Source organism: Cupriavidus sp. UBA2010 (assembly GCF_002335265.1).
In the GTDB taxonomy this organism is placed as follows: Bacteria; Pseudomonadota; Gammaproteobacteria; order Burkholderiales; family Burkholderiaceae; genus Cupriavidus; species Cupriavidus metallidurans.
In genome coordinates this window covers 349,726-364,328 of the sequence record NZ_DDCI01000036.1, presented here as the reverse complement: position 1 = coordinate 364,328, position 14,603 = coordinate 349,726, and the positions used below count along the sequence as shown (strand labels likewise).

Below are 14,603 nucleotides of genomic sequence, written 5' to 3'. Positions count from 1 at the left end.
CTTGTTCCTGGATGCTTCGGGCGGCCGGTTGTCAGGCCGCCACGGCCGCACCCTCGTCGGCCACGCAACCCGTCAGGCAGGACTGGACGGCCTGCAGCAGGGCTTCGCGGGAAAAGGGCTTGGCAAGATGGTTATGCGCGCCGACAAGCTTGCCGCGCGAACGGTCGAACACGCCGTCGCGAGACGACAGCATGATCACGGGAATGGCGTGGAAGCGTGGGCTCTTCTTGATGAGAGAGCAGGTCTGGTAGCCGTCCAGACGGGGCATCAGGATGTCGCAGAAGATGACGTCCGGGCGCAGGTCGCCAACCTTGGCGAGCGCCTCGAATCCGTCCTCGGCCAGCATGACCTGATAGCCAGCGTTCGTCAGGAAGATTTCCGCCGTGCGGCGGATGGTGCTGGAGTCGTCGATGACAAGAATCTTGCCCGACACCCTGCGGCCCGACACCGCAGATGCCTCGTCGGCGCCGGCATCGGCACCGATTCTGACCCCGTCGACAGACTTGCTGTCTATTTCTGTTTGCGTGACCCGCATGTTGTTCCCGCGACCAACTGCCCGCAGAGAAGCACGGACGCCGGCATTCACTTGAGAACTCCCGCACGGCATCACCCATGGCGTGCCGGCGGCCCCCGATTTCAACTTTCCCAATCAACAAACCCGGCTACCCGGCCGGTCCGGCGGCGCGTTCTGACTGCTCGCGCCTGCCTTGCTGGAAGCCGCCTTGACCTGGCGGCTCCTTTTATTCTTGTAGCTGCATACCACCGCGCTCAGCCTGCGTGCGCAGGCCGGACCGGGGTGCAGTTTTGCCGCAAAGTGTGACAATTCATAGTTAGGCCGTCAATCCGGGGCTTCCGGCCCGGCCTGTCGAACTGTCTCTTTCCCGCGACGGGAAACGGTTACGGCGAATGGCTTCAGATCGCCACCATCTCGAAATCTTCCTTGCGCGCGCCGCATTCCGGACAGGTCCAGTTGATGGGCACGTCTTCCCATTTGGTACCCGGGGCGATGCCGTCTTCCGGCGCGCCAGCGGCTTCGTCGTAAATCCAGCCGCAGATCAGGCACATCCAAGTCTTGTATTCCATATGCAGGCTCTTGCCAGTCTCCATTAAAATCAAGCGCAGATGGTACCGAATCAGCGCCGATGACGCCACCCATGCCCCGGCGCGTTCACACCAGTTTCGTTTGCGTTCGCGCATGTTAGCGTGCAGATGCCGCCCGAACGGCACGCAATTCACCCGATTTGCTCATATTTTGAGCATTTCGAAGCCGACGCGGCCCCCGGCCGGACGCATGTTTTTCCTCCTGAATCCTTTTCAGCCAGATTCCCATGTCCCGTAACCAGCAGCTTTTCGATCGCGCCCAGCAGACCATTCCCGGCGGCGTCAACTCGCCCGTCCGCGCCTTCCGTTCGGTGGGCGGCACGCCGCGCTTTATCACCCGCGCCGAGGGCGCCTATATGTGGGATGCCGACGGCCAGCGCTATATCGACTACATCGGCTCCTGGGGCCCGATGATCGTCGGCCACGCGCATCCGGACGTGGTGCGCGCCGTGCAGGAGACCGCCACCCAGAGCTTCTCGTTCGGCGCGCCGACCGAGGCCGAAATCGACATGGCCGAGGAAATCTGCAAGCTCGTGCCGTCGATCGAGCAGGTGCGCCTGGTGTCGTCGGGCACCGAGGCCACCATGAGCGCGCTGCGCCTGGCACGCGGCTTCACCGGCCGCGACCTGATCATCAAGTTCGAGGGCTGCTACCACGGCCATGCCGACAGCCTGCTGGTCAAGGCCGGCTCGGGCCTGCTGACGTTTGCCGACACCACGCAGAACGCGCCGTCGTCGGCGGGCGTGCCGGCTGATGTCACGCGGCACACGATGGTGCTGGAGTACAACAACGTCACCCAGCTCGAGGAAGCGTTCGCGCGCCACAAGGGCGAGATCGCCGCCGTGATCGTGGAGCCGGTGGCCGGCAACATGAACCTGGTGCGCGCCAGCGAGGCATTCCTGACCGCGATGCGCAACCTGTGCAGCGAACACGGCAGCGTGCTGATCTTCGACGAGGTGATGACGGGCTTCCGCGTGGCGCTTGGCGGCGCGCAGGCGCACTACGGCATCAAGCCGGACATGACCTGCCTGGGCAAGGTGATCGGCGGCGGAATGCCGGCGGCGGCGTTCGGCGGCCGGCGCGACATCATGGCCAAGCTTGCGCCGCTGGGTGGTGTCTATCAGGCCGGCACGCTCTCCGGCAACCCGCTGGCCGTGGCCGCCGGCCTGACCACGCTGCGCCTGATCCAGGCCCCGGGCTTCTACGACCGCCTGGCCACGCAGACGCGCAAGCTGGCCGACGGCCTGACCGCGGCCGCCCGCGAGGCTGGCGTGCCATTCTGCGCGGACGCGATCGGCGGCATGTTCGGCATCTACTTCACCAACGAAGTGCCCGGCAGCTTCGCCGAGGTGACCAAGGCCGACGTGGGCCGCTTCAACCGCTTCTTCCATGCCATGCTGGCCGAAGGCGTCTACCTGGCGCCATCGGCCTTCGAGGCCGGCTTTGTCTCGGCCAAGCATGACGATGCGATCATCGAGGCGACGGTGGCTGCCGCCGCCAAGGCCTTCAAGGCTGGCTGACCGCCCCGCTCACGGTATCCATCGCATCGAACATCGCCGCGAGCTGGTTCACCAGTTCCGGCGATGCGCGGGTCATCGGCGCGCGCAGCTCATCGCGCAACCAGCCCTGACGCGCCAGCAGCGCCTTGATCGGCCCCGGGTTCGGCTCCGCGAAGAGCGTCTGGATCAGCGGCATCAATGCGTAGAACAAGCGGCGCGCCTCGTCCAGCCGACCCTCGGACACGGCGCGCCAGATCGCCACGAACCGCTCCGGATGGAAGTGCGCGCAAGCGATGATCGCGCCCTGCCCGCCCAACGCCAGCGTGCCAAGAAGCTGGTGATCCTCTCCCGCCAACACCGCCAGCCTGCCATCGGCGATCAGCGCCTGCGTGTTCAGGGCATTGCCGCCGCAATCCTTGATCGCGCCGATATTGCCGTGATCAGCCAGCGTCAGCAGCGTCTCCAGCGTCAGCGTCGTGCCGGTTCGGTACGGAATGTCATAGAGCACGAGCGGGGCGCGCGAGGCATCTGCCAGTCGCCGGAAGTAGTCGCGCAATCCGTCCTGCGACGGACGGATGTAGTACGGCGCGGGGGCCAGCACGCCCGCCAGCGGCCGTTCGTTGCAGCGGCCCAGGCGTGCCAGCACATGGCCCAGATGGTTGCCAGCCAGACCCATGATCACCGGTAGCCCGTTGGCGCATTCGAGCACCGTGTCGAGCACAGCCAGTTGCTCGGGCTCCTCCAGCGCAGCCGCCTCGCCAGTGCTGCCGCATACGACGAAGCCGGTGATGCCCGTTACGCTGAAGTGGCCAACCAGACGCTGCAAGGCGTCGAAATCGACTTCGCCACGATGAAAAGGGGTCACGAGCGGCAGCCAGATGCCGCGAAAACCAGGATGGGACTGCGTGTTCTGCATGAAAGGACTCCGGATCGACCGATTCGGAAACCGTCAGAGCGCGACGCGGCAGGACACGGGGAATGCAAACGCGGGCAGATCGCCCCTTCGACCGGTACTGTTCCGTCGCCCATCTGACGGAACAGTGCGCTCCGGTCAGACGAGCGACTGTTTTTTGGCTTTGGCGCGCGCGGCCTGACCCACGCCCTGGAGGGCGATGCGAGTCGTGGAGGCATTGGATACGCGCGGCATGGGGGAGAATCTAGCCGGCACGGCGGGCGTGGTCAAGTGCCCGGATACCAATCCAGCGCCCTGCCCGCTTGCCGGAGCGTGGCGCCTTGACAGCTTTTGACAATGTACGGCAATCACCCTGCGCTACACTTCAACGTTATCGACCCCTGACATTTGCCGGAGCCCTAGATGCGCGCTGCCTCTTCCACCGCCCTGTTCCGCTGGCTGGCGATCGCCATGCTGGCAAGCCTGCTCTCCGCCTGTGGCTACAACGACTTCCAGGCCAAGGACGAAGCCGTCAAGGCGGCATGGGGCGAGGTCATTAACCAGTACCAGCGCCGCGCTGACCTGATTCCGAACCTGGTCGCCACGGTCAAGGGCTACGCCACACACGAACGCGAGACGCTTGAAGCCGTCACCAAGGCACGCGCCGAGGCCACCAGCATCAAGGTCACGCCCGAGACCCTCAACGATCCCGAGGCTTTCGCGCGGTTCCAGCAGGCCCAGGGACAACTGACCAGCGCGCTGTCGCGCCTGCTGGCCGTCTCCGAGAACTACCCGCAGCTGAAGGCCGACGCCTCGTTCCGCGACCTGCAATCGCAACTCGAAGGCACCGAGAACCGCATCACGGTGGCGCGCCAGCGCTACATCGCAGCCGTGCAGGATTACAACGTGCTGGCACGCAGCTTCCCGACCAACCTCACGGCGATGATCTTCAAGTACCCGGTCAAGCCGTCGTTCACCGTGGAGAACGAGAAGGCCATCTCCACGCCGCCCGCCGTGAAGTTCTGATACCACGACCATCATGATGCGCAAGGCCGTCGTTTTCTGGTTCCTGGCGCTGATGCTGGCGCTCCCGGCATGGGCAGCGGACGGCTTCGTCGCCGTCCCCGCGCTCACGCAACGCGTGACCGATCTGACCGGGACGCTGAGCGCCGATCAGCGCAGCTCGCTCGAAAACGTGCTGGCCGAATACGAGCAGCAGCGCGGCAGCCAGATCTTCGTGCTGATGGTGCCGACCACCGCGCCGGAGACGATCGACGCCTACAGCATCCGCGTGGCGGACGCTTGGCGCGCGGGCCGCAAGGGCGTCGACGATGGCGTGATCGTGCTGATCGCCAAGGACAATCCGCCCGGACTGCGGCGGATGCGCATCGAAGTGGGCCGTGGCGTGCAGGGGTCGCTGACCGATGCCATGTCGAATCGCGTCCTTCAGGACGTGATGGCTCCCCATTTCCGGCAAAACGATTTCTACGGCGGACTCTCCGCCGGCATTTCCGCCATCCAGGCATTGATCGACAAGGAAGGACTGGCCGCGCCCAACCGCGCGCGCCAGACGCCCACCGAGAACGTGGCCAACTGGCTGCCGGTGCTCTTCCCGCTGGCGATCATCGTGTTCTTCTTCCTGTCCGCCATCCTGCGCAGTAGCCGCGGCCCGCATGTCGTCACCGGCCGGCGCGGCTGGCCCGACGTCACCGCCGGCGGGCTCGGCGGCATGACCGGTTACGAAATCGGCCGCCGTTGGGGCGGTGGAGGTGGCGGTGGCGGTGGCTTCGGCGGAGGCGACTCCGGCGGTGGCTTCAGTGGCGGTGGCGGCGGCGGCTTCGACGGCGGCGGCTCATCCGGCAACTGGTAACGGAGAGACCATCATGAAAAAGGCCAGCCATCCGCGTCCGCCGTTTCATCAGTCGCTCAAGCGCGCGCTGCGGCATATCGGCACGGGTCACAGCGTCGCGCGCAGGGCGTTTCCCGACGAGGCACGGCACCAGCTCCAGGTGGCCGTGCACACGGGCGAGCAGCATCATCGCGGCGAGGTGCGCGTCGTCATCGAGGCCAATCTGCCCCTCTCGCTGGCCTGGCGCGGCGTGACGCCGCGCGCCCGCGCCCGCACGCTGTTCGGCGCACTCGAAGTGTGGAACACCGAGGACCATACCGGCGTGCTGCTGTACATCAACCTGGCCGACCATGCGGTGGAACTGCTGGCCGATCGCGGCATCGACGCACGCGTGAAGCCCGAGGCCTGGCATGACATCTGCGCCCATCTGGCGCAAGGCCTGGCGCGAAACGTGTCGGTGGAGCCGGTGCTCGAAGCCATCGCGCAGATTCACACGCTGCTGACGCGCCATTTCCCGGCCAGTGGTGGCAACAATCCCAACGAACTCGACGATCGACCGATCGTGCTCTGACCTGTCACGCAACCGGGCGGAGCCATGCCCCGCCCGCGTTGCGCATCAGCGGCGGCCGCTGGCCGACACCACCGAAACCGATTGCGACCCACTGCGCGTCGCCTCGATCACCAGAATGAAAATCAGCACCACAGCTGTCAGCGCGAAGACCGCATAACCCATGTTGTCGCCTTCCAGCGCGAGCAGCGTCGGCGAGTAGGTGCGGCCGGTGCAGATCATGGTGCCCGCCGTCATGCCCGTGTAGTGCATCCCGCAGACCGCCACGGCCATCACCAGCGCGGCGCCGATCTGCTGCGCCACGGTCTTCACGTTGGTGGCCAGCCACAGGCCGACCGCGGACACGACAATGGCGATCAAGGCGGACAGCGCCACGATGAACAGATCCCACTCGAACACGCTGTTGGTGTGAATCGCGGCCATGCCGGTGTAGTGCATCACCACCACGCCGGTGCCCGTCAGCACGCCGCCCTTGATCGTATTGGTCAGGGGATTACCCGTGGGACTCGATGCCTTCGCCAGACCGGCGGCGGCAAACACCATCACGGCCAACAGCGAAGCCAGCGTGACCAGCAGGCTAAATTCCATATGGGTCGGCGTCTGATACGCGACCATGCCGATAAAGTGCATCGCCCAGACCGCGCCACCGCCGAGCGCGACGCTCGCGCACATCAGGCGATCCACATCCAGGCGGCCGTTCGGTTTTCGGATACCCCGGCACCATCGCAACGCCACGTAGGCCCCGCACGCGGAGATCAGGAAGGACAGGCCCACCATGAGCCAGTTGTACGAATACGGCACGACTGCGCCGGGGACGGCTGCAAATCCGTTAAACATGTAGACCCCTCGTAGGACACCGACTGTTTTCCGCCTTCGGGCGAAGGCGTCGTTGTTACGGCAAAGACATCTTGGGAATGCAATGCGTCGACAGCAGGTGATGCGGCGGATGCGCGCGAGGATAAGGACTGCAGTGGCCCTTTCTTAATGATTTCTTACTGCGGATGCCCCCGCGCGGACGCTCCGTCCGGGGGAGTATGGCGGGCGTGCGGGAGCACGCCAATAACCCATTTCGAGTAATTCCGGACGCCAGAAAAACCGCTGCGGCCGGAGGTTTCGAGGCGCCAACGGGGCGTTAAGATCGGCGCCTCCCGGAGAACGCTCAGGAGCGTTTTTCCATCAAGTACCAGATGGCAGCAAGCACCTGGATCACCACCAGCCCGGCCCACACCATCAGGTGCGCCGACGCCGGGTAACGGTCGCCATTCAATGGGAAGAAATCGAGCACGAAGCCGATGCCCACCTGGAACACGAAGGTGGCCAGGAACACGGTCAGCGTCATGGCAGTGGTGGCCCGGCCAATCAGTGCGTCGGGAAAGCGTCGCGCCAGCAGCGCGTACGTCAGGATGCCGGTGGAGCCGAACACACCGTACAGCGCCCACAGCAGCCCCAGCGGCAGGAATGGCAGCCGGGCCATCAGCAGCAACTGGATCACGATGAAGCCGATCATGCCGGAGCCGGCCAGCGCATACAGGCTGATGCCACGGCGCTCCAGGTGACGCGCGGCCCAGCCCGCGCCGATGCAACCGGCCATCATCGCAAACCCGATCACCGACACCAGACGCGCGCTCTCGCCGGGCCCCAGATCCTGCACATCGCGCATGAACGCGGTGACCCAAAGCGTCTGCACCGCCAGGAAAATGCCCTGGTTCAGCAGCGTCAACGGCACCACGCGCCAGAAGCGCTCGCTGCTCAGGATCTGCCGCGTGCCACGCAACTGTTCGGCAAAGCTCTCCTTGCCCTGGCGCTTCACGTCGGGCACGCCAAACCAGAGCAGCGCGGCCATGCCGAACGATATGACGGCCATGCCGGCGCTGATGGTGCGCCAGTCGGTCCATGACAGCAGCCACGACAGCGGCGCACCCACGACCACCGCACCCAGCCCGCCGATGGCCATGACCAGCCCGTTCAGCAATGGCATGCGCGACAGCGGAAACCACATCGACAGCGCCTGGATCGCGGCGCCCAGGCAGACCGATACGCCCACGCCGATCATCGCCCGCCCGGCAGCAAGCCCCACCATCCCCGGCGCCCAGGCAAACACGAGCGAGCCCGCCACGGCCAACATCAGCATGACGGCCTCGGTACGGCGCGGGCCGAAGCGGTCGAGCAGGATGCCGGCCGGCAACTGGGCGCAGGCAAACCCGAGGAAATAGAAGCTCGTGAGCAGCCCGAGATCGCCTGCGGTAAGTCCCAGTTCGCGCGTCAGATAGGGCGCGAAACCGAGATTGACACCCCGGAACACATAAGAGACCAGGAAGCCGAGCGAGAAGAACGCCAGCACGCGCCAGCGCGCGCCAGACGCATGGTTAGGCTGGGAGGCCATGTCAGTGGCCGGATTGGTAGTGGATGCAGTCATGCATGCATTGTCGTCACCGGCATGGTGCAAGACCAGCGAAAGATACCTGCGGCAATTGTGAGTAGAATTTGACGACCATGACCGATTCGCGCCCCCCGCGTCACTCGCGCTCCCCCCATCTGCCCCCGCTTCAGGCGCTTCGCGCACTGGAGGCGGCCACGCGCCACCGCAGCTTCACCCGCGCAGCCGAGGAGTTGGCCCTGACGCATAGCGCCATCAGCCACCACATCCGCGCGCTCGAGAGCAACCTTGGCACCAAGCTATTCCAGCGCACTGGCCTCAACATGACGCCGACCAGCGCCGGCACGCGCCTGGCCGAACAGGTGCGCGGCGCGCTTGACCAGCTTGAATCGGCCCTGCGGGAAGCCGGCAGCGTGTCAGGCCCACCCGTGGTGCAACTGCAGGTCAGTGTGATGGCAGACCTTGCCAACGCCTGGCTGATCCGCCGGCTGCCGAGCCTGCACGCACAGGCGCCCGAGCTCGATCTGCATCTGCGGCTGCATGCGGAGATTTCGCCGCCCGACCCCTACGCGGTAGACGTCGGCATCTGGCACCAGCGCGTGGACCTTCCCGGCTTCGAATGCCACAACCTCCTCGAGGACTACGTGATCGCCGTGGCCAGCCCTGCGCTGCTGGCGCGGTATCCGGGCTTCACTGTGGCGGACCTGCCCAGGCTGCCGATGCTGCGTTTCGCGCTCCGGCCATGGCGCGACTGGCTGCTGCTGGCCGGCCTGCCGCCCGACGAACCCGTGCGGGGGCCGATCTTCCAGGATGCCGGCCTGATGCTGCAATCGGCCGTGGCCGGCCTGGGCGTGGCCACCGCTCGCGCGCAGCTCGCGCACGACTACATCGCCAGCGGACAACTCGTGCAGATCGGCACCACGCGGATTCCATCGAGCCTGCATTACTGGGTGACCTGGCGCGAAGGCAATCCGCGCGAAAAGGCGATCCTGCGCTTTCATGCCTGGCTCAAGGAGCAGATTGCCGGCATTGCGCCGGAAAATGACTCTCAATTGTGAAACAGGTTGCGCATTTAGTTGGATAGCCAGTTTCAGAATTGCAACCATCTGACTCCGAAACTGGCAAATGCGTCCCTTACCCCTCCGAACTCATCCGTAAAGGCGAGGGCAAGTGAGAAAAATAGACCAAACGATGGACTGGAGCCGATATTTTCCCGATGAAATGGGCTCGGCATCGAGAATGAGTTTCAGCAACTTCCGGATTCTCCCTGGCGCAGGTCCCAGGCCAAGACTTATCTCAAGGCAAGTCGTCCAGAAAAGTATCAGAAGAGAGACATCAGTCCCATGAAATTTTTCTACAGAATGACTTCCAGAGAAACGTGCTGATCGTATTAAACACCCCCGTCGAGGGGTAAAAACATGCAATGGCGAGCATATGGGCTAATCAATTATGGGGACTAGCCCCTGGGCGAACGCCGTGCGCCTGCCGATCATCAATCGCGCCAAGGTTTCATCAACGAAACACTTTTTGCGACGCCATCCTGCAATTTCCACGCACAAAAATAAAAATCCTTAAAAATCATGTGCTTAGCGAGATTGAGAGATCCACGACTATATTCCCGTCAAAGGGCTGATTCCAGGGACGGGTCAGTCGTGCGGCGCCGGAGTGCTCCCAGGCAATTCGATCCGCAAATAAGCGATGGACCGACGCAGTGATGCGCGGATCCAATCCGCGTGGTGGCATCTGGCGCAACAGCCGGGTGCCACCACGACGTCATAGTCCCGGGGTTTCTTTTCGTAGTTTGCGGCCTATTGGGGTAAGCAGTCAGTCCGGAAGGCCGGCCGGGAAAATGCTTGCGGGAAAACGGGAATCGGCGAATCCAACAGCCGGAATCCGGGGGTTAGTCACGATCACTACCAGGCGGCATGGGTTGCGCTTTGGTTCGTGACGTGCAGCCGGGCGCAGTCGCGCCGGGCAGGCTTGCCTCCAGCGTTCCAGCATCCCCCTTCTCCCTTGAGCAACGTGGCCGAAGGCGTCCATGGCGCCTCGCCGCGCAGCGGGAAAAACAAAAAAAGGCTGGGGGAAAAAATGAGTCACTATGTCAACCGCCCGTTGCTGTATGTCTCCAGGCATCACGACGCGTCGTTGTGCCGTTATCTATCGCAGCACGGCTGGAAGCTGGTGTTCGCGAACAGCCTCGAGGATCTGGCCGCGCTGCCGCTCGACGGACCATTCTCGGCGGGCCTGCTCGACTTCCAGAGCGGCTTCAGCGATGCCGATCTCGAACTGATGGAGCCTTGGCTGGCGACGCGCCAGATCGGCTGGATTGGCGCGATCAGCTGCGCCGACGAGCTGACGGACACCGCGCGCAAGCTGCTCGGCCTGTACTTCATTGACTACTACACGGCGCCGTTCGACATGGCCGAGCTGAGCCGGACGCTCGGACACGCGGTTGGCATGGCAGCCCTGCGGCCGGGCCGCGAGCAGCCAGCCGTGCCGCTGACGCGCCCGCACGGGATCATCGGCGAATGCAATGCCATGCAGGCGCTGTTCCGCAGCATCGAGAAGGTGTCGCGGTGGGACACGCCGGTACTGATCTCCGGTGAATCCGGCACCGGCAAGGAACTCGCCGCGCAGGCCATCCATCGCGCCTCGCGCCGGGCCAACCAGCCGTTCGTCGCAGTCAACTGTGCGGCCATCCCGCCCACCTTGCTGATGTCCGAACTGTTCGGCTACGAGCGTGGCGCCTTCACGGGCGCGACCAAGCGCAAGCCGGGCCGGATCGAGATCGCGCAAGGCGGCACGCTGTTCCTGGATGAAATCGGCGACATGCCGCTCGAGAGCCAGACCAGTCTGCTGCGCTTCCTGGAAACAGGCCGGATTGAACGGCTGGGTGGTACCGAATCCGTCGCCGTCGATGTCCGGGTCATCTCGGCCACGCACGTCGACCTCGAAGCCGCCGTGGCGACCGAACGGTTCCGTGGCGACCTCTTTCACCGCCTGTGCGTGCTGCGCGTCAAGCAGCCACCGCTGCGCGAACGCGGCTCCGATGTGCTGCTGCTGGCCGAACATATCCTGGATTCCGTCCGCAAGGACTCGCCCGAGCACATCCGTGGCTTTTCGCCCATGGCCCTGCGCGCCATCACCACCCATGTCTGGCCAGGCAACGTGCGCGAGCTGCTCAACCGGATCCGCCTTGCCGCGGCGATGTGCGAGAACGGGGTCATCCAGCCCTCCGACCTCGAACTCGACACACCCGTGGAAAGCAAGCCGCCGACGCTGGCCGCGATTCGCGAAGCGGCCGAGCAGGCCGCGATCCTCGAAGCCCTGCAACGCCACCACGAACGTCTGATCGACGTGGCGGCCGAGCTTGGCATCTCGCGAGTCACGTTGTTCCGGCTCATGCGCGACTACAAGCTGCAAGTGCGGAAGGGCAACGTGGGACTGGTCTGCGTGCAGAACTGAAGGCTGGTGTCGATCCACGACGCGGAGTTCGAACATGCTGCAAGTCCAGTCCCGCTCCCGAGACGAGCCAGGCGAGCCCGCCGGTCATGCCATCTGGCATCGCCTGCCCGCGCGGGACACACTGGTCCGGCTCTTTCGATTCGGTGTATCCGGCGTCATCGCCACCGGCATCCACGTGGCGGTGGCCACCCCGTTGATCTACCTGCTCCATGCCTCGCAGGTGGGCGCCAACGGCGTGGCGTTCGTCGTCGCCAATATCGCGTCGTATCTGCTCAATACGCTGTGGAGCTTCGGCGCTATCCCCACGCGTGACAGCTACGTGCGCTTTCTGATCGTATCGCTGCTGGGTCTGGGCCTGACGCTTGGTATCTCTGCCGGCGCGCAGGCGCTTGGCCTTGGCTATTGGGCCGGTCTCGCCGCGATCCTGTCGGTGGTGCCGGCGGTCACGTTCGTGCTGCACCGGACCTGGACGTATCGCTGACCGCGCAGCCACACCATGCCACCGGGCGGGCGTGCCTGGCCCGGCCGGCCATCCGCATCACCTCGAGGAGCCCCCATGCCAGCCGCCACCGACACGCCCAAGACGGCTTCGCTCGACAGCGCCACCCCTGTCCGCTGGCTCACGCCGGGACGCATCTGCCTGTATGCCGCCACCTTGCTGGTGCTCGAATGCGTCGTGGTCACGGCGTGGTGGTACGGCCACTCGGTCATTGCCAATCCGACTGTGCCGCGTCTGGGTTGGGATTTCGTCGTCTACTGGTGCGCCTCGGGACTCGCGCAGATGCATGGCGCGGTCGCTGCCTACGATTGGGAACTGCTGCGCGTGGCGAAGACACCGCTACTGCCGAACACATTCGGTCCGTTCGCCTATCCCCCCACGTTCCTGCTGATGATCTACCCGCTTGCCGCGCTGCCTTTCAGCATGGCGCTTGTCCTGTTCGCGCTGACGGGCATCGCGCTGTATCTGGGCTATCTGCGCGCCGTGGTCGGCCATCTGCACCGTTACTGGTTCGTTCCCGCGCTCGCATTCCCAGGAGTCTGGACCACGCTGATTTCGGGTCAGAACTCGCTGTACACCCTGGCAGCCGCGGGTGGCGCGCTTTGGCTCATGCGTCGTCACCCGGTGGCTGCGGGGGCCTGCATTGCGCTGCTTTGCGTCAAGCCGCAGCTCGGCGTGCTGTTTCCCCTGATGCTCCTCTGCGAGCGGCGCTGGACCACAATGGCTGCGGCGGCGGGATGCTCTGCGTTGTTCGTCGGCCTGACTGTCATGGCCTTCGGCGTCGACATCTACCCGGCGTTCCTGCACAGCCTGGCGATGTTCCGGGAAACAGTGGCCGTGAACATCGACACGTTGCGCGGCGCGCCGACGGTCTTTGGTGTGCTGTACGTGGCCGGTGCCAGCATTCCGCTGGCTAACAGCGTGCATGCCGCCGTGGCGCTCTGCGCGATCGCGGCATGCGTGTGGGTATGGTGCACCAGGCCTCGGCTCGCGCTGAGCGCTTCCACGCTCGTGGTTGGTACCCTGCTCACGCAGCCCTATCTGATCTACTACGACCTTGCGTGGCTGGCCATTCCCGTGGCCCTGCTCTGCGTCGACATGATCCGCTTTGGCAGCCGTGGATGGGAGCGCCTGCTGCTGATCGTCACCTGGTTCGCGCCGATGCAGGGCCTCAGCCCCTTCTTCATCGACCACGTCCCGCAACTCACGCCCCTCGTGCTGGTGTGCCTCCTTGGCCTGATCGTCCTGCGTCATCAAGCCGCGAGAAGCACCGCCCAATCCTGAACGGAAGGGCAGCTTCAAAAGCTCTCAGTGCCGCTTGGCCGCCGCCGCGATCGGGATGACGCGGCCATTGCCCACAGCGCGGCCTTGCGGACGGCGCTCCTGGTAGCGGCGCTTGACCAGATAGATCGGGCGGCCCTTCGATTCGTCGTAGATGCGGCCGATATACTCGCCCAGCACGCCCAGCCCGATGAGCTGGATGCCACCGAAGAACAGCAGCAGCGACAGCACGGAGGCATAACCCGGCACGTCGACCCCCAGGATCAGCGTGCGCGCCACGATGAACGTGCCGTAGCAGAAGGCGATCATGGCGATGAACGACCCGACGTACGTCCAGCTTCGCAGCGGCAACGTGCTGAAGCTGGTGATGCCTTCGAGCGCCAGGTTCCAGAGCCGCCAGCCTGAGAACTTCGATTCCCCGGCGCAGCGCGGCGCGCGCTCGTACTGGACGACTACCGTATTGAAGCCAACCCAGGCGAACAGCCCTTTCATGAAACGGTGCCGCTCGGGCAACTGCTTCAGCGCGTTGACAACGGCGCGGTCCATCAGCCGGAAATCCCCGACGTTCTCCGGAATCTTCAGGTCCGACAGCCAGTTATGCACGCGATAGTAGGCCGTCGCGGTGACACGCTTCAGGAACGAATCGCTGGCGCGGCTGGCACGCTGCGCCAGCACCACTTCGGCGCCCTGCCGCCATTTCTCGACGAGGGTGGGAATCAGCTCCGGCGGGTCCTGCAAATCGGCGTCGATCGGGATTACCGCGTCACCGAATGCTTCGTCGATGCCCGCGGTCAATGCCGCCTCCTTGCCGAAGTTGCGCGTAAGGTCGATCACACGGATGCGGCCATCGCGCCGCGAGATGTCGACGAGCCGCGCGAGCGTGTCGTCGGCACTGCCATCATTGACGCAGACGATCTCGAAACGCGTCGCTGGCACCGACTCAAGGATCGGCACCACGCGGTCGAAGAACGTCTGCAGCGCAGTGCCCTCGTTGTAGAACGGCACCACCAGCGACAGGAGCTGGATGTTGTCATAGTCGGCCATGATCTCTTTCCTCCCGGCACGCGTTGCC

At 64.8% G+C, this 14,603-nt stretch carries 14 protein-coding genes; 8 read left to right on the top strand and 6 right to left on the bottom strand.

Annotated features, from left to right (window positions below; all coding sequences use genetic code 11):
- Positions 1–31: 31 nt before the first annotated feature.
- Both B2246_RS28875 and B2246_RS28870 read right to left on the bottom strand, forming a co-directional pair.
- Positions 32–535 (bottom strand): response regulator, encoded by a 504-nt coding sequence (locus tag B2246_RS28875; protein ID WP_008644875.1) that lies wholly within the window; start codon positions 533–535, stop codon positions 32–34.
- Between the two features lie 377 nt (positions 536–912).
- Positions 913–1,083 carry a rubredoxin gene (locus tag B2246_RS28870; RefSeq protein WP_008644874.1) on the bottom strand — a complete coding sequence of 57 codons (171 nt, stop codon included), beginning with the start codon at positions 1,081–1,083 and terminating at the stop codon, positions 913–915.
- Positions 1,084–1,328: 245 nt separating this feature from the next.
- On the opposite strand from B2246_RS28870, the gene hemL reads away from it, so the two are divergent.
- The gene (hemL, locus tag B2246_RS28865) at positions 1,329–2,621 is read left to right on the top strand and encodes a glutamate-1-semialdehyde 2,1-aminomutase (RefSeq protein WP_286879672.1); all 1,293 of its coding nucleotides are present in this window, start codon (positions 1,329–1,331) and stop codon (positions 2,619–2,621) included.
- On the opposite strand, the gene dapA is transcribed toward hemL, so the two are convergent.
- Positions 2,608–3,516, bottom strand: a complete 909-nt coding sequence (gene dapA, locus B2246_RS28860; protein WP_286879671.1) for a 4-hydroxy-tetrahydrodipicolinate synthase — start codon at positions 3,514–3,516, stop codon at positions 2,608–2,610. The genes hemL and dapA overlap by 14 nt on opposite strands.
- Before the next feature lie 399 nt (positions 3,517–3,915).
- Here dapA and B2246_RS28855 point away from each other — a divergent pair, with 399 nt between their 5' ends.
- Genes B2246_RS28855 through B2246_RS28845 form a run of 3 tightly spaced genes read left to right on the top strand, consistent with a single transcriptional unit; the run spans position 3,916 to position 5,912 of the window.
- Positions 3,916–4,518, top strand: coding sequence for a LemA family protein (locus tag B2246_RS28855; protein ID WP_008644868.1), 603 nt, complete (start codon positions 3,916–3,918; stop codon positions 4,516–4,518).
- A gap of 13 nt (positions 4,519–4,531) precedes the next feature.
- Entirely contained in the window at positions 4,532–5,362 is an 831-nt protein-coding gene (locus tag B2246_RS28850; protein WP_008644866.1) for a TPM domain-containing protein, read from the top strand.
- A gap of 13 nt (positions 5,363–5,375) precedes the next feature.
- On the top strand, positions 5,376–5,912 hold the full coding sequence (locus B2246_RS28845; protein ID WP_011515520.1) for a TPM domain-containing protein: 537 nt from the start codon (positions 5,376–5,378) through the stop codon (positions 5,910–5,912).
- Between the two features lie 45 nt (positions 5,913–5,957).
- Here B2246_RS28845 and B2246_RS28840 read toward each other — a convergent pair whose 3' ends face one another.
- Together B2246_RS28840 and B2246_RS28835 are read right to left on the bottom strand one after the other, a co-directional pair.
- Positions 5,958–6,746, bottom strand: coding sequence for an MHYT domain-containing protein (locus B2246_RS28840; RefSeq protein WP_008644862.1), 789 nt, complete (start codon positions 6,744–6,746; stop codon positions 5,958–5,960).
- Between the two features lie 322 nt (positions 6,747–7,068).
- Complete coding sequence (locus B2246_RS28835) at positions 7,069–8,325, bottom strand: MFS transporter (RefSeq protein WP_035881473.1); 1,257 nt, start codon at positions 8,323–8,325, stop codon at positions 7,069–7,071.
- A gap of 77 nt (positions 8,326–8,402) precedes the next feature.
- Between B2246_RS28835 and B2246_RS28830 the strand changes: the two genes are divergently transcribed.
- The 4 genes from B2246_RS28830 to B2246_RS28815 all read left to right on the top strand — a co-directional run bounded on the left by B2246_RS28830 (position 8,403) and on the right by B2246_RS28815 (position 13,534).
- Entirely contained in the window at positions 8,403–9,344 is a 942-nt protein-coding gene (locus B2246_RS28830; protein ID WP_286879668.1) for a LysR substrate-binding domain-containing protein, read from the top strand.
- A 1,030-nt stretch (positions 9,345–10,374) separates the two neighbouring features.
- The gene (locus tag B2246_RS28825) at positions 10,375–11,751 is read left to right on the top strand and encodes a sigma-54 dependent transcriptional regulator (RefSeq protein WP_008644856.1); all 1,377 of its coding nucleotides are present in this window, start codon (positions 10,375–10,377) and stop codon (positions 11,749–11,751) included.
- 34 nt (positions 11,752–11,785) lie between these two features.
- Positions 11,786–12,232 carry a GtrA family protein gene (locus B2246_RS28820; RefSeq protein ID WP_186426337.1) on the top strand — a complete coding sequence of 149 codons (447 nt, stop codon included), beginning with the start codon at positions 11,786–11,788 and terminating at the stop codon, positions 12,230–12,232.
- Positions 12,233–12,307: 75 nt separating this feature from the next.
- The gene (locus B2246_RS28815; RefSeq protein ID WP_186426336.1) at positions 12,308–13,534 is read left to right on the top strand and encodes a glycosyltransferase family 87 protein; all 1,227 of its coding nucleotides are present in this window, start codon (positions 12,308–12,310) and stop codon (positions 13,532–13,534) included.
- A gap of 24 nt (positions 13,535–13,558) precedes the next feature.
- Here the strand turns inward: B2246_RS28815 and B2246_RS28810 are convergent, their stop codons facing one another.
- On the bottom strand, positions 13,559–14,575 hold the full coding sequence (locus B2246_RS28810; RefSeq protein WP_024570737.1) for a glycosyltransferase family 2 protein: 1,017 nt from the start codon (positions 14,573–14,575) through the stop codon (positions 13,559–13,561).
- Positions 14,576–14,603 lie beyond the last annotated feature (28 nt).